This is a genomic window from Planctomycetota bacterium, assembly GCA_035384565.1.
GTDB lineage: Bacteria > Planctomycetota > PUPC01 > DSUN01 > DSUN01 > DAOOIT01.
Genome location: DAOOIT010000024.1, coordinates 48,090 through 65,734 on the forward strand (window position 1 = coordinate 48,090; position 17,645 = coordinate 65,734).

The window sequence follows — 17,645 nt, forward strand, 5'->3', positions numbered from 1 at the left end:
CTTCATCAACTGACCCTCCGTTTCCAGGGGCGAACCGTGTCTGAGAGTCCAGGGGACCGGCGCATACTCAGGGAGTTAGCGAAGCGGGTCGCCGACGTGGCCGCCCTGCCCCTCATGGCCGAGCGGCGGGCCATGTGGAAGCGGCACAACGCGCTCCAGCGCGTCCGCCCGATGATCCTGGTCTTCCCCGAAGGCTCCTGGGGCGAGCTCCTGCCCCAGTCCGCACTGAACTGCGCGGACGAGCGGGCGCGCCGCATCGAGTGGAACCTCCGCAGCCGCCTCTACTACCACGAGCACCTGCACGACGACACGGTGATCGAGCGCGAATGGGTCGTGGGCAAGGCCATCAAACACACGGGCTGGGGCCTCGAGCCGAAGAATATCCCCTCCACCGAGGCGCGCGGGGCATGGAAGTTCGACCCCGTGCTCAACTCGCCCGACGACCTCAAGAAGCTCACGTTCCCCCAGGTCGGCCACGACGAGAAGGCCACAGCGGCGGCCCTTGCCGAGGCCCAAGACCTCTTCGGCGACATCCTCGAGGTGAAGCTCAAGGGCATCTCGCACATCTCGTTCCACCCCATGGCCCTCTACACCCGCCTGCGCGGCCTGAACGAGGCGATGATGGACATGGCGACCGAGCCGCAGCTCGTGCACGACGCCATGGCCTTCTTCGAGGAGGGCTATCGCCGCACCGTGCAGCAATACGAGTGGCTGAACCTCCTGAGCCTGAACAACGACTCCACCTACCACTCGTCGGGCGGCAACGGCTACACGGACGAGTTGCCCGCGCCCGGCTTCGACCCCGCCCGTGTGCGACCGTGCGACATGTGGGCATCGGCCGAGGCGCAGGAGCTCGCCCTCGTCAGCCCCGAGATGCACGAGGAGTTCGCCCTTCAGTACGAGCGGCGGCTGCTCACGCCCTTCGGACTCAACGGCTACGGCTGCTGCGAGGACCTGACGCGGAAGCTGGACTACGTGCTCGCCATTCCCCGCATCCGTCGCATCTCGATCAGCCCGTTCGCCGACGTGGACCGCTGTGCCGAGCGGCTCGGGGCGAAGGCCATCTTCTCGTGGAAGCCGCACCCCTCGCACCTCGTGGGCGGGTTCGACGAGGGGCGCCTCCGTTCCTACATTCGCCACGCCTGCGAGGCCACGCGCGGCTGCGTGGTGGAGATGATCCTCAAGGACACCCACACCTGCGAGAACCACCCCGAGCGCTTCACGCGCTGGACCGAGATCGCGCGCGAGGTGGCGGAGGAGTCCCGAACATGAGGCGTAGCCCCGGGGGATGCTCCGTGGGTCACTGCTGACTGCTCGCGTCGGACAGATTTGACGCCTGGTATGCAGCATGTATAATGAGGCCGGGTGACTTTCGCGGGTGCCGCGAGGAACTGCCCAAGCGCTTGGTGCGGAATGCTGCCAAGATCGATCAGCGTCATCGACGACACGTCCGCTGTGGCAGGGCTTGGCTTGTCGTTCCGAAGGGGCCGTCCTGGACCCGAGGACGAACTCGTCAACTGGTTCCTGCAGGAGCGACCTTTCACGATTCGACGCGGATACAAGGTCAGTGTGCTCTGCCAGCCGCAGCTTGAGACAGGGTTTCCCGATATCGTCCTCGTTGTCTGGCATCCTCCGACTGCGGAGAGATGGGACTCCCGGCGAGCGGTCCTGACACGGTACGACATCCGGCTTCTTCACTACCTGCATTATGCCGGCCCTGCAACTACCCAGGAGTTGCGTACGATATTTGGGTCCAAGCTGCACGCAGGCCTTGACCGCCTCACGTCCGCGAGAACGATCCAAAAGCGTCGCGAGACCTGGGTAGCAAGGTCGCTATCGGCTTCGTTCGCGGTTCGGCGCATAATAGCTATTGAAGCGAAGATCAGCAATTGGAGCGTCGCGCTCGATCAGGCATTGCTCAACACGTGGTTTGCCTCCGATTCGTACGTTCTTCTTCCCCGTATTCCAAGAGGGGCAAGTCTGCTCGATGAGGCCGCGGGCCTAGGGATTCGAGTACTGACCAAGGCGGAACCCGATCCGATGGCCAAGCTTAGCGCTAGGGCGGACCTCCCTCGTTCCTACGCGTCGTGGCTTTTCAACGAGTGGGTGTGGCGCGAGCACACAGGCACGAGGGCCTTGCGATGAGCGGCACCGGTGCGATTGATGTCGCATGGATCAGGCAGCAGTTCCCGGCGCTTTCAGACGTGCGCCTTCTCGGTCAGGGGGGCCAGAAACTCGTGTTCAGTGGAACCCATTCCGTGTATGGTGAAACCGTCCTCAAGTTGATCAGTCCGAGGCAGGATGCCGAGGTCACTGTCCGCGAGATCCTGGCTGTTACACGGGTTGGTTCCCCCCGTGTACCACAGATCCTTGAGCATGGCAAGCTGGCCACCCCGATTGGCGGGTATGTCTGGCTGATCGAGCGTAGAATCGGCGGGCACACCGTGCGGGACATGCTCAGGTTGGGGCCGCTCATTCCGCGCCGCGTGCTACGCCTGGGCCTTCATGTTCTGGAAGCGCTGGTTGCTGCCGAACGGGTGAACATCGTGCACCGAGATGTCAAACCCGACAATATCATCTGCGATCCCGCAGGCGACTACTGGCTGATTGATTTCGGGATCGCGCGTCACCTTGACCTTCAGTCCTTGACGGCAACGGCTGCGCCCTTCGGCAAGGTGACATGGGGCTACTCGCCCCCCGAACAGTGCAGGAACATGAAGCCAGACATCGACTCGCGAGCCGACCTCTTTGCACTGGGCGTCACACTGTTCGAGTGTGCCACAGGGTCGAACCCGTTCAGGACAGGAGCAGCCGACCTCTTGGAGGTACTTCGACGCGTCGAGACGATGCCACTCCCACGCTTGGCGCTGGGCTTGCGCGCCGCGGGCAGTTTCGCCGATCTCGTTCTCACGCTCACGCAGAAGCGTCGAGACCACAGACCTGGGTCCGCTGCTGAGGCGCTGGAATGGTTGACCGAGATCCACAACGCGGAGCTCCAGGAGTGACATGGACCTGCACCTCCACATCGGCATGCGCACACGACGGTGGCGCTTTGGAAGCCGTTGTGCACTTGGAGGCCGCATGATGGAAGCCTATCTCCAGTTCGGCTACGGAATGATGGAGCACTGCCGCCAACTTTTGGCCGCGTGGGGTGGTGGCACTGTAATTCTGAGCCCGCGGGATCTCACTGATCAGCAGATGGTCCGCCTATCCGCCGAGATCAATGGCTCGGGTGACGGCCGGGTCCTTCTTGACCCGCAATTCTATCTGCCCTACGCGGACCACGAGCGGCTCTGCTCCCATGACTTCTGGCCAAAGGACTATGATACTGGGACCTTCTGGCAAGGGCATGGTGCCACTGAACTGCTCAGCAGGCTCACCCGGCTCAACAACCGCCTTGGAACCGCTTCCTTCATACTGCCCGGCACTCTCGCCACTGCGATTAGTGACGACTGGCTGATGACCCATAGGAGCCTTCTTGAGGAAGCGGGTTCCCTTGACGACGGGCTCGAGCTGATCGCGACTGTTGCGTTGTCAGCAGATGCGGCGAGGGACCAGAGTCAGGTTGCGAAGCTCCTGGAGAACGCTGTACAGTGGCCGGTCAAGGGGTACTACCTGGTGTGCGAGCACCCTAACGGCGAGTACCTTGTTCAGGACCCGAACTGGGTCGCGAACTTGCTTGACCTGGCTGTCGGGCTCAGGCTAGCGGGGGCCAAGGTGATACTGGGCTACTGCAACCAGCAGATGCTCGTTGCGGCAGTTGCAAAGGGTTGTGCAATCTGCTCTGGCACGTGGATGAACGTCCGCTCCTTCCCTCCCGATAAGTTCCGCACTTCATACGAGGAGGAGATACGCCAGAGGGCTACCTGGTACTACTGCCCTCAGGCATTGTCGGAGTACAAACTGCCCTTCCTCGATATCGCGCACCGGCAGGGCGTGCTTGACCGCATGGCTCCGCCCCCCGAGTTGGACGGCGGCTACGCGTCGGTCCTGTTTGGGGGAGCGCAACCATCATCCGTTGGGTTCTCGGAACAGAGCGCTTTCCGCCACTACCTTCACGCTCTGCGAGGACAGGCCATGTCTCTGCGTACAGACTCGTACGATGGTGCCATGTCAGCCCTTGAGGACATGCTGAGTCAAGCGGAGCGCCTCCTTTCCGCGCTTCGGGCAACAGGTGTACGTGGGCAGCATAGGGACTTCGCGGAGACCATCGACGTCAACCGCGCTGCGCTGGCTGTGCTCGATAGTACACGTGGCGCGATGCTTCGGCGGCGCTGGGGTTCCCTGTGAGTGGCTCCTCACCCGGTTGATCACCCGCCGTTCCGGTCACCGGCTGGGGCGGTTAAGGGGCATAGACCATTCCTCGTGGAAGCCGCACCCCTCGCACCTCGTGGGCGGGTTCGACGAGGGGCGCCTCCGTTCCTACATTCGCCACGCCTGCGAGGCCACGCGCGGCTGCGTGGTGGAGATGATCCTCAAGGACACCCACACCTGCGAGAACCACCCCGAGCGCTTCACGCGCTGGACCGAGATCGCGCGCGAGGTGGCGGAGGCGTTCTGACGGGGCCGCGCTCGCGGCTCACTTGGCGGCAGCCGGCGGCTTGAGGGCGTTGAGGAGGATGCGGGCGCCCTGCTCGGGCGGACCCTCCTTGGGGGAGTCCGTCAGGCGGATGGCCGTGAGTTGCTGCGCGAGGTCGCCTTTGGGGTCGAGGCGCTCCAGGGCGGCGCGCCAGGCGGCGATCATGTCGGGGCGCAGCGAGTTCTCCCAGAGCACGTACTCGGTGAGCTCCTCGCCGCGGAGCACCACGCCGCCCAGGTGCTGCGTCTGCCAGGCCTCGTCGGGCGCGGCCCAGAAGGCGAAGTAGAGGCTGGCCACGGGCCGATCGTCGAGCAGGTCGCGCCAGGTGATGCGGTTCTCCTTCTCGTCGCGGCGCCCGCTGGTGTAGCGGACCTCTGCGTTGGCCGGCAGGATGAGGGTGTAGCGCAGCTCGGTCTCGGTATCGAAGAACCGCAGATGGAAGAGGCCGTCGGTGAGCGGGCTCAGGGCGACCTCGAACTGTTTCTCGGTCAGTTTCATCTCCTGGAGTGCGGCGGCATAGGTTTCCTTGGCGACCTCGGGCTGGGCGAGGGCCGCGAGCTTCTTGCACAGCGGCGCGTCGAGCGGGCGGCCCATCCTGCTGGCCACCAGCGCCGCGGCCACGCCGATGGCGCCCTCGCGCGTCAGAAGGCGCGGAATATCCGCCGCCTCGAGGTACCGGTGCTCCTCGGCAAACTGCACGAGGAACGCCGCGGCGCCCACGAGGGTCTTCTCGGCGTCCTGGCCGATGAACTGCGCCGCCGCGCCCAGGTCGGCGTGCGCGATGAAGAAGAGGGCCTCCTTGAAGTCCTTGCGGAACGGGCCCTCGAGGAACTCGATCAGCTTGTCGAGGCCCGCCTCGTCCTTGAGCTGCTGGCGGGCGATGGTGACGGCGAGACGGACCAGCAGGTCGGCGGCCTCCGCCGCCTCGCGGAAGCGGGTGAAGTGGTCGGTGCGTCCCGGCCGCCGCTCCCGATAGTAGCCCACGTGCCCGAGGGGCGAGGTCCAGACCGTGTACGCGCCGCGGTTGCTGTGGGCGCCGCGCTGGAGATCGGGCGGCACCACCCGGAAGTCGCCCTGGAAGGCGACCGACGGGTCGTTCGTCTCCACCCGCTTGGGGTACTGGGCCTTCGCCTGCTCCACGAGCGCCGCGGGCGGGGCCAGCACCTGGCCCTTCTTCTCGGTGTCGGTGTGCCACGTGTGGTAGGTGCGCGAGAACGAGCCGTCGGCGCGCGGCTGCACCGTGACCTCCACGTAGTCGCGCTCGCAGCCGCCGCACGCCAGGAACGCCAGCGCGCAGGCGACGCGGAGCGCCAGCCGGCGGCCCCCCCGCACCGCCGGCGTCCCCCCGGGATGCCGCTCCACCATGTCTTCGCCCTCCGTAGCTCAGACGCGCTCGAGCCAGCCGTAGCGGTCCTCGGCCTTGCCGGTGACGAGGTCCAGGAAGGCCCTGCGGATGGCCAGGGTGATGGGGCCGGGCTTGCCGTCGCCCACGGGGATGCGGTCCACGCTGCGCACCGGCGTGACCTCGGCGGCGGAGCCGGTGAGGAACACCTCGTCCGCAATGTACAGCCCCTCGCGGGGAACGATCTGCTTGCGGACCTCGTGGCCCAGCTCCTTGGCCAGCACGATCACCGAGTGGCGCGTGATGCCGGGCAGGATCGAGGCGCCCGAGGGCGGGGTCACCAGCCCGCCGTCCTTGACGACGAAGATGTTCTCGCCGCTGCCCTCGGCCACGTAGCCATTGATGTCCAGGGCGATCGCCTCGGCATAGCCGTTGATCACCGCCTCCATCTTCATGAGCTGCGAGTTCATGTAGTTGGCGCCCGCCTTGGCCAGCGACGGCTCGGTGTTGGGCGCCAGGCGGGTCCACGACGACACGCACACGTCAATGCCCGCGTTGGCGGCCTCGTCGCCGAGGTAGGCGCCCCACTCCCACGTGGCGATGGCCACCTGCACGGGGTTGTTGAGGGGGTACACGCCCATCGGACCATAGCCGCGGAAGACGCACGGCCGCACGTAACAGGCCTTCTGCCCGTTGCGGTGAATCAGCTCCTTCGTCGCCTCGGCCAGCTCCTCGACCGTGTAGGGCACGGCCATGCGGTAGACCTTGGCCGACTGCATCAGGCGGTGGAGGTGGTCGCGCAGGCGGAAGCAGGCGGGCCCCGTGGGCGTGCTGTAGCAGCGCAGCCCCTCGAAGACGCTCGAACCGTAGTGGACGACGTGCGAAAGCACGTGAATCTTCGCATCGTCCCAGTTCACGAACTCGCCGTCCATCCAGATCTTCTGCGCCTTGGCCACGCCGCTCACGGGCTCGGCGGCCTTCGTCCGTCCAGCCATGGCTCCGACCTTTCCTCGCGACAGAGAGGGTCCTTGCTCTTCTTGGAGAGTCTACCCAACGCCGTTCGGTTTGTCAAAGGGTAGCGGCCCCCTGCGGGTGCTGCCTGGCGCCCCGCGTCGAGATGGCCACGGCTGGCGGCGGCAGGGTGCAGGCGTTTTCCGCCTTCTTGACGGAATCTTGATGCGCAAGGGGCGCGATTGGGTGCGGCCTTAATGCGCCGTGTGGTAGGGTGATGATGAGGGAAGTGTGCCCATCCTGGGCAGGAAGCGTGCCATGGCAAGTGGAGTGGCCGCACGCCGCAATGGGCTGGCGGAACCGGTCCATCCAAGGGCCGTTGCGGGAACCGTGAAGGCGGCGTTCCGTGTGGCGCCGCTGCGCCTGTTGGTCGCAGGCTACGCGGCGTTCACCCTGCTCATCGCCGGGTTGCTGTGCCTTCCCATCGCGTCGGCAAGCGAACGGCCGATGCCGTTCGTGGATGCGCTGTTTATGGCCATGTCGGGCGTCAGCACCAGCGGATTGTGCACGGTAGACGTGGGCACAGGTCTCTCGGGCTTCGGCCAAGCCGTGCTGCTGCTGGACTTCCAGGTGGGCGGCCTGGGCTACATGACCTTTTTCGTCGTCTTCGCGCGCCTGCTCTCGGGCGGACTGGGGATGAACCACAGGCTCGTCGCACGGGAGTCCATGGCCGGCCCCACGCTGGCGGACGTCACGCGCTTCTTCGCCTGGGTGGCGCTTGTGACCCTGTGCTTCGAGGCCGTCGGCGCCGCCGTCCTCACCGCCTGCTGGATGACCGAGTTCTCGTTCTGGAAGGCACTCTACTTTGGCGCCTTCCACTCGATCTCGGCCTTCTGCACGGCGGGGTTCGGCCTGCTCTCCGACAGCCTCGTGTCGCGGCAGGGAGACTGGGTGGTGGCCGCCACCGTCACGGGGCTCTCCCTGGCCGGCGGAATCGGGTTCCTGGTGATGGCGGACCTCTGTGGCCGGTTCCGCCGGCGCCGGATGGGCGAGGGGCCGCGGCGGCTCTCCGTGCACACGAAGCTCGCGCTCACCGTCACCGCCGTCGTGATGCTGGCGGGCACAGGGCTGATCTATGCGGCGGAACGGTGGCCGGCGGGCTGGACCGCGGCCGACCGCTGGCGGGCCTCGGCCTTCCAGGCCATCTCGGCCTCGACCACCGACGGCTTCAACACCATTGACATTGGGACGATGAGCGCGCCCAGCCTCGTCTTCATCATGTTCCTCATGTTCGTCGGCGCCTCCCCTGGCAGCACCGGCGGCGGCATCAAGACCACCACGCTCGGCGTCCTTGCCCTCTCGCTGTGGGGCCACTTCCGCCAGCGCGACCCCAACTTCTGCCGCCGCCGCGTATCGGACGAGACCATCGCCAAGGCGAACACGATCTTCCTGTCGTTCCTGCTCCTCCTGCTGCTCGACACGGTGGCGCTGGCCGCGACCGAGAGGGAGTCGTTCCTGCGGGTCCTCTTCGAAGCCGTCTCCGCCCTGGGCAACACGGGGATGTCCATGGGCATCACGGCGGGCCTCAGCGACGTGGGCAAGCTGCTGCTCACGCTCACGATGTTCGTCGGGCGCGTGGGGCCGCTGGCGCTCGGCCTCTCGCTGGTGGCGCCGCACGAGCCGGCACGGTACCGGTACGCCGCGGCCGAGGTGTTCGTGGGCTGAGCGCCGCACGGCTCGCCTCTTGCGCCACGCCGGAGCTTGCGGTAGACTGCGCGACATGGACGACTCCGCGACAGGCACCGCGCAGGCCGAGGTGAGCGCCGTCGCCGCGCCGGCGTCGAGTGCCTCGTGGGCCTCGTACGGTTGGGCTGCCGTCCTCATGGCTGCCTGCACCCTCGTGGCCGGTGTGTTCCGCCACTCGGGCCTGGCCGAGGCGAACATCGTCATGGCCTTCCTCGTCGGCGTGCTCGTGGTCGCCGCCTGGCACGGGCGGGGGCCGAGCATTTTCGCATCGTTCGCCGGCGTGCTGCTTTTCGACGTGCTGTTTGTGCCCCCTTTCGGCTCGCTGGGGGTGTCGGACCTCCAGTATCTGATCATGTTCGCCGTGATGCTGGGCGTGGCGTTGCTGACGAGCGCGCTCACCGAGCGCATCCGGCGCCAGGCCGCCGCTCAGCTTGCCATGGCTGCCGAGCGCGACCGCTTGCGTGAGGCGGCGCACGCCACACGCCTTCAGGCCGAGGCTGAGCGGCTGCGCAACGCGCTCCTCAGCTCGATGTCCCACGACCTCCGCACCCCCCTGGCCACTATCGCCGGCGCGAGCAGCAGCCTGCTCGAGCTGGGCAGCGTGCAGGACGAGGAGACCCGTCGCACGCTGCTGCGCACCATCTCAGACGAGGCGAGCCGCCTCAACCACTTCGTCGAGAACCTCCTCCAGATGACGCGGCTCCAGGCCGGCGGCCTCGTCGTCCACAAGGAATGGCAGCCGGTCGAGGAGGTCATCGGGTCGGCCCTGGGCCGCATGGAGGCGGCTTTGGCCGGGCGCCCCGTGCACACGCACGTGCCCGAGGGCCTGCCGATGGCGCCATTCGATGGCGTGCTCGTCGAGCAGGCGCTGGTGAACCTGCTGGACAACGCGGCGAAATACACGCCGGCCGGCACGCCGGTCGAGCTGTCGGCGGCCGTGGACGGCGGGCAGATGCTCCTCGAGGTGGCCGATCACGGCCCGGGCATCCCCGACGAGGAGAAGGGGCGGGTCTTCGAGAAGTTCCATCGCCTGCGCCGGCCCGGCGCGACGCCCCAGGCGGGAACTGGCCTGGGCCTGGCCATCTGCCAAGCCATCGCGACGGCCCACGGCGGCCGCATCTGGGCCGAGGACCGGCCCGGCGGCGGCGCACGCTTCCGCCTCGCGCTGCCCATCGAGGGGAGCCCTCCCCAGTTCCCCGCAGACGAGGAAGGGGCCTGAAGTGTCCGGCGCCAAGCCGCGCGTGCTGATCATCGAGGACGAGAAGCCCATCCGTGGCTTCCTGAGCGCCTCGCTCGCCGGCGAGGGCCACCAGGTGGTCGAGGCCGAAACGGGCCGCGAGGGCCTCGCCCAGGCCAGGATGTGGGTGCCCGAGATCGTCATCCTCGACCTGGGCCTGCCCGACCTGGACGGGCTCGAGGTGATCCGCGAGCTGCGCGAGTGGTCGCAGGCGCCCATCGTGATCCTCTCGGCGCGCGAGCAGGAGCGCGACAAGGTGGCCGCCCTCGATGCGGGGGCCGACGACTACCTGACCAAGCCCTTCGGCATCCGCGAGCTGCTGGCGCGCGTGCGGGTCGCACTCCGCCATGCCGCCCGCGGCGGCGCCGCCGACGCCACGCCCGTCACGATTGGCGACTTCACCCTCGACACCGGAGCGCGCCGCGCGTTCGCGGGCGACCATGAGCTTCACCTCACGCCCATCGAGTACAAGCTCCTCACCACCCTCGTCCGACACGCCGGCAAGGTCCTCACCCACAGGTTCCTGCTCAAGGAGGTCTGGGGCCCCCTGCGGACGGACGACGTGCATTGCCTGCGGGTGTTCATGGCCGGCCTGCGCCAGAAGATCGAGGTGGACCCCTCCCATCCCCGGTACCTGCTCACCGAGCAGGGCGTCGGGTATCGCTTCGCCGACGAGTGACTGTTCCGCCGCGGCTCGCCCTCGGCCCTTGACCCGCGGCAAGCCGGCGCGCTAACCTGGAGGGAGGTGCCACTCTTCCAAAGGAGCAACCATGCCGCATCGGACCGTTGGCGGGTGGCTCGCCGCCCTGCTCGCCGCCGCCGGCTGCACCACGCTGCCCAGCCTGCCCCTGCTCACGCCGCCCAGAGGCGCCGGCCTCGACGTCGCGCGCGACGGCACGCTGCGGAAGGACGGCAAGCCCTTTCGCGGCATCGGGGTGAACTACTTCGATCTCTTCTACCGCTCGCTGCGCGACCCTTCGGCTTCGCTCAGGGCAGGCCCGGCCGACGCGGGCTGCCACGAGGGCCTGGCCGAACTGGCGCGCCGCGGCATCCCCTTCGCACGCTTCATGGCCTGCGGCTTCTGGCCGAACGACTGGAAGCTCTACTTCGAGGACAAGCCGGCCTACTTCGCCCTGCTCGACAATATGGTGAAGGCCGCCGAAGAGCACGGCATCGGCCTCATCCCCAGCCTCTTCTGGGCCAGCGCCACGGTGCCCGACCTCGTGGGCGAACCGCGCGATGCGTGGGGCAACCCCGACAGCAAGACCCACGCCTTCATGCGAGCCTACACCCGCGAAATTGTCACCCGCTACCGCCACTCCCCCGCCATCTGGGGCTGGGAGTTCGGCAACGAGTACAACCTCGACGCCGACCTGCCCAACGCCGCGCAGCACCGCCCCGCCGTGGTGCCCAAGCTCGGCACGCCCGCCGCACGCAGCGCCCGCGACGACCTGACGCACGACGCCCTGGCCACCGCCCTGGCCGCCTTCGCCGACGAGGTGCGCAAGCACGACCCCCGCCGCATCATCACCAGCGGCCACAGCGCCCCCCGCCCCTCGGCCTGGCACCAGCGGAAGGAGAAGAGCTGGTCGCAGGACGACGAGAGCCAGTTCGCCGAACGCCTGCTGCTCGACCACCCCGACCCCGTCAACGTGCTGAGCATTCACGTGTACGAGACCTCGGGCAAGCGCTTCGGCCGCGAGGTGTCCGCCGCGGAGTTCCTGGCGCTTGCCATGCAAGTGGCCGCGCAGGCGAAAAAGCCGCTCTTCGTCGGCGAGTTCGGCGCGAGCGACCAGGCGCCCGACGGCGAGAAGGGCGCGAAGGAGCGTCTCGCCGCGCTCCTCGCCGCCATCGAGAAGGCCGAAGTGCCCCTCGCGGCCCTGTGGGTCTACGACTTCCGGGGCCAGGACAAGGACTGGAATGTGACGGCCACGAACGCCCGCGCCTGGCAGCTCGACGCCATCGCCGAGGCCAACCAGCGCATCAAGGCCCGGCTGCTGGCGAGACCGGCGGAGGCAGGGAAGGAGTAGGACGCATAGGACCGATGGGACAGGCAGGCCCCAGCTTTCGGTGAACCCTATCTGTCCTCTCGGTCCCATCCGTCCTATGAGGCTCAAGGAGACCTACATGACCAGCTTCGACCGCTACCTGGCCGTCGTGCGGGGCGAGGCGGCCGACATCCTGCCCCGAGTGCCCATCCTGATGCAGTTCGCCGCCGAGCACATCGGGTCCAATTACGGGGCGTTCGCCTCGGACTACCGCGTGCTGGTCGAGGCCAATCTGCGGTGCGCCGAGGAGTTCGGCTTCGACCAGGTGAGCACCATTTCCGACCCCTACCGCGAGACGCAGGGCTTCGGGGCCGAGATCCGCTACGTCCGCGACGGCGTGCCGCGCTGCGTCAAGCCGCCGCTCGAGGACGCCAAGGACCTCCGCCTCCTCAAGAAGCCCAACCCGCGTCGCTCGACGCGCATGCTCGACCGCGTGCGAGCCGTCGAGGCTTATCACAGGGCCGTGCCCCGCAAGTACTCGGTCCTCGGCTGGGTTGAGGGGCCGGCCGCCGAGGCGGCCGACCTGCGGGGCGTGACGAACTTCCTGATGGACCTCGTGCTCGACGCCCCCTTCGCCCGCGAGCTGATGGAGCGCTGCGTCGAGGTCGGCATCGCTTTCGCCAAGGCCCAGATTGACGCCGGGGCCGACACCATCGGCGTGGGCGACGCCATCGCGAGCCAGGTGTCGCCCGACCTCTACGCGGAGATGATCTTCCCCCTCGAACAGCGGCTCTTCGAGGGCATCCAGGCCGGCGGCGGCCTGGTCCGTCTGCACATCTGCGGCGACACCACACACCTCCTGCCCTACTTTGCCAGGCTGCCCGTGGATATCGTGGACCTCGATTGGCAGGTAGACATGGCGAAGGCGCGAGCGATCCTGGGCCGAGGCAAGACGATGGTCGCCAACCTCGACCCCGCGAACGCCGTCAAGCGCGGCACACCCGCCAGCATCCGGAAGGCCCTGCGCGCCGTCTACAAGGCCGCCGGCAACCCGCTCCTGGCCGGCGCCGGCTGCGAAATCCCGCCCGGCACGGCGGATGCGAACCTGAAGGCCCTCTGCGCCCCGATCCGCTACCAGTCGTGACAAGGAGTCGGCCGTGGACGCCGAGAAGATCAGAGTGGGTGTGATTGGTTGCGGCGGCATGGGCGCACACCACGTGCGCACGCTCGCCGACCACCCGGCCTTCGAACTGGTCGCCGGGTGCGACATCCACCTGGAGGCGCTGGCCCATCTGCCCCCCGGCGTCGCCCACTACCAGGACGCCGAGGCCATGTTCGAGCGCCACCGCCTGGACCTCGTGAGCCTCATCCTGCCCAACCACCTGTACGAGCCGATGGTGAAACTGGCCTGCGTCTACGGCGCCGACGTGTTTACCGAGAAGCCCTTCGGCCACAGTCTGGCGAGCTGCCGCGCCATGATCGGCGCGCTCAAGGCCGCGGGCCGCAGGGCGTGGGTGGGCGGCCAGCGAAAATACGCCAGCCACATTCGAACGGCGCGCGACATCCTGTGCAGCATGCACGTCGAGTTCATTCACGGCCTCTTCACCTACTTCTGGGCACCGGCCTTCGCCGACCCCGGCTGGCGCGGCGACCGGGCCAAGAGCGGCGGCGTGGCCGTGATTGACAGCGGCTGGCACGTGCTGGACCTCCTGAGCTGGCTGGTCGGGGACCCCGACACCGCGTTCTGCCAGCTCTCGCACCTGAGGGCGCATCCCGACATGGACGACAAGGCGGCGATCCAGCTCCACTATCGCTGGGGCGCCGTGGCCAGCCTGGTGATCAGCTACACCCTGCCCAAGAGCCAGCTCGAGCTCACCTTCGCATCAGGCGGCGAAAGCCTGCACCTGAATTACGACGGCCTGGCGCTCTTCGACGGCCCCAAGGAGGCGCTCCGCGTGCCTGCCGAGAAGGACGAGCCGCTCTTCCGCCTGATGTACGATGAACTCGTCAAGGCGCGTGGCGGCGACCGTTCAGCGCTGGTCACCGACATGTACCGGGCCGAGCGCATCATGGCCGTGGTGGACGCCTGCTACGACTCGGCCCGAACGCTCCGCAAGCGGCGCGTGGCACCCGTCAGGCACCCGCGCAGCGGCGCCTGAACGCCCCGGAGGCTTCGCCCATGGGTTCCGGCGACCTGTGGCTCTGGACGGCTGGCGGCGTGCTGTCGTACCTGCTGGGGGCCATCCCCTTCGGGCTCATCGCCGGACTCGCCCTGAAGGGGGTGGACATTCGCCAGGCCGGCAGCCGCAACATCGGCGCCACGAACGCGCTGCGGGTGCTCGGCCGCCCCATCGGCCTTGCGGTGCACGCGCTCGACATTGCCAAGGGCTTCGCGCCACCGTTCCTGCTCGCACCGCTCTTCGCCGGCGGCAGCGGCCAGGCGGCGCCGGCCCTGGGCATCGCCTACGGCTCGGCCGCCATCGTGGGCCACGTGTTCCCTGTCTACCTCCGGTTCCGCGGCGGCAAGGGCATGGCCACCAGCCTCGGGGCCTTCCTGGGCGTGGCCTGGCTGCCCACCCTCATCGGCGGGGCCGTGTGGCTCATCGTGCGGGCGGCCACGCGGTACGTCTCGGTCGCCTCGATGACGGCCGTGGTGGTGGTGCCGCTGGCCATGGCCCTCGTGCCCGACCCGACCCACGGGGGCGCACGCACCTGGTGCCGGGCAGAGCTGATCGTGTTCGGCGCCCTGGTCGCCGCGCTGGTGATCGCGCGCCACAAGAGCAACATCACCCGCCTGCTCCGGGGCACCGAGAACAAGATCGGGCAGAGGGCCGCCGCCCCGCCAGACGCGCGGCCAGGCTCGTGAGCCTGCCCAAGTCTCTCGCCGGCAAGGAGTTGCGGCCAGGATGAATAGGGCGGGGGCGGAGTGCGTCTAGGTTCATGGCCGAGAGCCGCGGCGCGCGCATTGTTTGCGGTGCGACGCGGCGGCGCGGTATAATACGCGCCGTCGCCTGATGCACCACGGCACGGCGTCATGGAGGCCATCGAGGATGAGAAGGGCACTTGCGGTGACCCTGGGCCTCGCCCTATCGGGGCTCGGCTGCCTGCCCCGCGGCGAGGTGCCCCCCGAGGTGGGCTCGCTCCGCAGCCAGCTCCGCCGAAAGTCCATCACCATCCCCGCCTGGACCCAGGAGGTGGTTGAGGAACTGGCCACCCGGGCCAACGACTATGCGGGCAAGACTCTCGTTGTCGAGAGCGCCACCCTGGCCGCTCGGGGCGAGGCGCGCCTGGGCAGCGACCCGTGCACCTTCCCACTGTCGGGTGGCGGCACGGTTGTCGTTCCCGCCGCGGGCGTGCCGCCCTGGCTCCGGTCGCGAACGGGCGCTCCTCTGAAGTTCCGCGCCACCCTGCATCCGCCGCGCCGTGGCGTCGAGGGCCCGGACGCAGGCGACCCCGTGCTCCACGCGCAGGCCATTGACCTCGCGCATCCCCTCGAGCTGGCCTTCGTGCAGATCGAGACCACGCCCGAGGGCACCTGGCTCGTCGCCCACATCGGAAACTACCGCGGCGAGGGGGCGCGGGCCACGCTGGACCTGCGCTTCGGCGAACTCCGCGAGAGCCGCAGGCTGCCCGCGGTGGCGCCCGGCCAGACCACGGCCGTGCGGCTGAGGCTCTTCGGCCCCGCGGCACCACCGTGGGAGAGCCTGCCCCCCAGCCTCCGTGCACTGCGCCTCGTCGGCGACGACGGCTCGGCCACCCAGGTGGACCTGGGCCGCTGGCTCGAGGGGCCGCCCGACTCGATGCTCGACTGGGGCTACACCTTCACCCCGCCCGGCACCGCCGTGATGATGCTCTCGAGCGACAAGCCCGAGGCGGAGCTCGAGCGGTTCGCCGCTCTCGAACTGCGCTCGTACCTGGCACAGTTCACCGACGCGAACATCGAGCCTCGCGAGCCCTTGCCCGGCGACGAGGAACCCCTCCCCCCGCAGCCGCTCCTCGTGGTGGGCACGCCGCAGCACAACAAGCTCGCTGCCCAACTGGTCCGGGCCGCAGGCCTCGAGGGCCGTCTCCCCGGCCTGGGCCACGACGGCTACCTGCTCAAGAGCCTCCGCCACGGCGGCCAGCCGGCCCTGCTCGTCACCGCGGCGGCCCCCCGCGGCCTCGTCTACGGCATCTACGCGCTCCTCGAGCGCTACGGAGTCCAGTTTTCGATGTTCGGCGCGCGCCTGCCCGCGCGTGGGCCGTTCCGCGTGCTGGACCTGGACGAGGCCCGCACCCCGCTCTTCGCCCGCCGGGCGCTTGTGGCCGAGGGGCCCACGCCCGACTGGGCGGCTCGCTGGTCCCAGTGGCAATGGCTGGCCATGGTGGACCTGGCCGCGAAGAACTGCTTCAACCAGGCGGTCATTCCGCTCGATGGCCTCGAGGCCACGTTCACCTACGAGGCCAAGCGCTCGCGCGATGCCCTCTTCCCCTTCGACATCCAGCCGCCCTACACCTGCGTCGCCGAGGCCTACCTCGCCCATCAGCGCGGCCTGGCCATCCTGGTGGACTACGCCCGCCGCCGAGGGATAGACGTGGTCTTCGCCCGGCGCGATGGCCAAGGCAAGCTCCGCACCGCGCCCCCGCCCGCCTGCGTGGCGGCCGCCGCGCCCGCCGAAGCAGCCGGGCAGGCCCTCGACGTGCTCGATGACCCCGGCGATTTCCTGGGCCTGGCGCGCGTGGAGGAGGCAGCGGCCTCAGCGGCCCGGCTCGTCGCGGCCAAGGCCACCGCCATCGCCGTGCCTTACCGCTCCGGCGCCGCCGCGCGGGCCTCGTTCCTCGCGCGCTTCTCCTGGGACCCGACCCTCACGCCGGAGGCCCACTTCCGCCGCTGGGCCGAAGGCCTGTGCGAGGGCCAGGCGGCCGTCACCCTCGCCAAGGCGGCTCTCGACGGCGACCGGCTGGACGCCGACCTCCTCGCCGCCACCCCCCGGCCCTTCGGCCAGGGCGCGGGGCTGGTCTTGCCCGTGGAGCCGGGCGACCCGGCGAGCGACTGGGCGGCGCTCCGCGCGCGAGCCACCAGCGCGGCCGTGGCTGCGCAGATTCAGGAGATCCGCGCCCAGAGCCAGAAGCTGCGCGACCTTCAGACCCGCATGGAGCCGATCCACGCGGCCTTCCGCGAGGCCCTCGAGGCTGCCGCGCCGCCCTGGGAGGGCCCCCTCTTCGAGGCTGCGCCGGCCGCGCGCCGGGCCGAGCGCATCGCCGAGAGCATCTACCGCTTCCGCGCCCTGCTCGGCGCCCTCGCCTCCGTGCAGGAGGGCGCCCTCGCCTACTACGCCGGCGTCACGAACCCCCCCGAGGCCCTGCCCCAGCTCGCCGTGGCCTGCACCAAGCTGCGCAAGGCCCGCCGCATCCTGCTCTGGGTGCTCAGCCGCACCGCCGAGAGCGACATGGCCCCCACCCTGGCCGACCTGGCCCAACGGCTCGACGAGCAGGCCGCGCGCCTGGCCGAGTGGCTCGGCCCGGCCGCCGACGCCGAGCCCGTCGCCCGCCTGACGCTTGCCGGCTCCGATGCCGTGGTCCACCTCTTCCGCTCGCGCACCGAAGACATCCTGGCCGCCTACAAGCTCACCGGCGACGAGGCCGTGCACCTGCGGCTCAACACCGCCGAGGCCCGCCTCTACCGCCGCGGACAGGAGCCGCGCACCCTGCGCGCCGAGGGCGGCCTGTTCCTCGTCCCGCTGGGGCCCGTGCCCACGTACCTGGTCGCGCGCCGGGCCGCCTGGCCCGGGGCGCCCGCCCCCTAGCCGCCCCCGAGGCCCT

At 69.1% G+C, this 17,645-nt stretch carries 14 protein-coding genes; 12 read left to right on the plus strand and 2 right to left on the minus strand.

Annotation, left to right across the window (positions count from 1 at the left end; translation table 11 throughout):
* Positions 1-36: 36 nt before the first annotated feature.
* The 4 genes from PLE19_10795 to PLE19_10810 all read left to right on the plus strand — a co-directional run bounded on the left by PLE19_10795 (position 37) and on the right by PLE19_10810 (position 4,561).
* Positions 37-1,272, plus strand: coding sequence for a hypothetical protein (locus tag PLE19_10795; GenBank protein ID HPD15430.1), 1,236 nt, complete (start codon positions 37-39; stop codon positions 1,270-1,272).
* A gap of 869 nt (positions 1,273-2,141) precedes the next feature.
* A complete protein-coding gene (locus PLE19_10800) occupies positions 2,142-3,005 on the plus strand; it encodes a serine/threonine-protein kinase (GenBank protein HPD15431.1) in 864 nt (287 codons plus the stop codon).
* Between the two features lie 79 nt (positions 3,006-3,084).
* Entirely contained in the window at positions 3,085-4,290 is a 1,206-nt protein-coding gene (locus tag PLE19_10805) for a hypothetical protein (GenBank protein HPD15432.1), read from the plus strand.
* A 16-nt stretch (positions 4,291-4,306) separates the two neighbouring features.
* Complete coding sequence (locus tag PLE19_10810; GenBank protein ID HPD15433.1) at positions 4,307-4,561, plus strand: hypothetical protein; 255 nt, start codon at positions 4,307-4,309, stop codon at positions 4,559-4,561.
* 18 nt (positions 4,562-4,579) lie between these two features.
* Here PLE19_10810 and PLE19_10815 read toward each other — a convergent pair whose 3' ends face one another.
* Together PLE19_10815 and PLE19_10820 are read right to left on the minus strand one after the other, a co-directional pair.
* Positions 4,580-5,944 carry a hypothetical protein gene (locus PLE19_10815; GenBank protein ID HPD15434.1) on the minus strand — a complete coding sequence of 455 codons (1,365 nt, stop codon included), beginning with the start codon at positions 5,942-5,944 and terminating at the stop codon, positions 4,580-4,582.
* An 18-nt stretch (positions 5,945-5,962) separates the two neighbouring features.
* Positions 5,963-6,916 (minus strand): branched-chain amino acid transaminase, encoded by a 954-nt coding sequence (locus PLE19_10820; protein HPD15435.1) that lies wholly within the window; start codon positions 6,914-6,916, stop codon positions 5,963-5,965.
* A 274-nt stretch (positions 6,917-7,190) separates the two neighbouring features.
* On the opposite strand from PLE19_10820, the gene PLE19_10825 reads away from it, so the two are divergent.
* From PLE19_10825 to PLE19_10860, 8 genes are all read left to right on the plus strand, one after another.
* A complete protein-coding gene (locus PLE19_10825) occupies positions 7,191-8,597 on the plus strand; it encodes a potassium transporter TrkG (protein ID HPD15436.1) in 1,407 nt (468 codons plus the stop codon).
* A gap of 55 nt (positions 8,598-8,652) precedes the next feature.
* Positions 8,653-9,837 (plus strand): DUF4118 domain-containing protein, encoded by a 1,185-nt coding sequence (locus tag PLE19_10830; GenBank protein ID HPD15437.1) that lies wholly within the window; start codon positions 8,653-8,655, stop codon positions 9,835-9,837.
* A gap of 1 nt (position 9,838) precedes the next feature.
* Positions 9,839-10,534, plus strand: coding sequence for a response regulator (locus PLE19_10835; GenBank protein ID HPD15438.1), 696 nt, complete (start codon positions 9,839-9,841; stop codon positions 10,532-10,534).
* A gap of 91 nt (positions 10,535-10,625) precedes the next feature.
* Positions 10,626-11,885 carry a cellulase family glycosylhydrolase gene (locus tag PLE19_10840; GenBank protein ID HPD15439.1) on the plus strand — a complete coding sequence of 420 codons (1,260 nt, stop codon included), beginning with the start codon at positions 10,626-10,628 and terminating at the stop codon, positions 11,883-11,885.
* 97 nt (positions 11,886-11,982) lie between these two features.
* Positions 11,983-12,987 carry a uroporphyrinogen decarboxylase family protein gene (locus PLE19_10845; GenBank protein HPD15440.1) on the plus strand — a complete coding sequence of 335 codons (1,005 nt, stop codon included), beginning with the start codon at positions 11,983-11,985 and terminating at the stop codon, positions 12,985-12,987.
* Between the two features lie 34 nt (positions 12,988-13,021).
* A complete protein-coding gene (locus PLE19_10850) occupies positions 13,022-14,002 on the plus strand; it encodes a Gfo/Idh/MocA family oxidoreductase (protein ID HPD15441.1) in 981 nt (326 codons plus the stop codon).
* Between the two features lie 20 nt (positions 14,003-14,022).
* Complete coding sequence (gene plsY / locus PLE19_10855) at positions 14,023-14,709, plus strand: glycerol-3-phosphate 1-O-acyltransferase PlsY (GenBank protein ID HPD15442.1); 687 nt, start codon at positions 14,023-14,025, stop codon at positions 14,707-14,709.
* Positions 14,710-14,893: 184 nt separating this feature from the next.
* The gene (locus PLE19_10860) at positions 14,894-17,629 is read left to right on the plus strand and encodes an alpha-glucuronidase family glycosyl hydrolase (GenBank protein ID HPD15443.1); all 2,736 of its coding nucleotides are present in this window, start codon (positions 14,894-14,896) and stop codon (positions 17,627-17,629) included.
* Positions 17,630-17,645 lie beyond the last annotated feature (16 nt).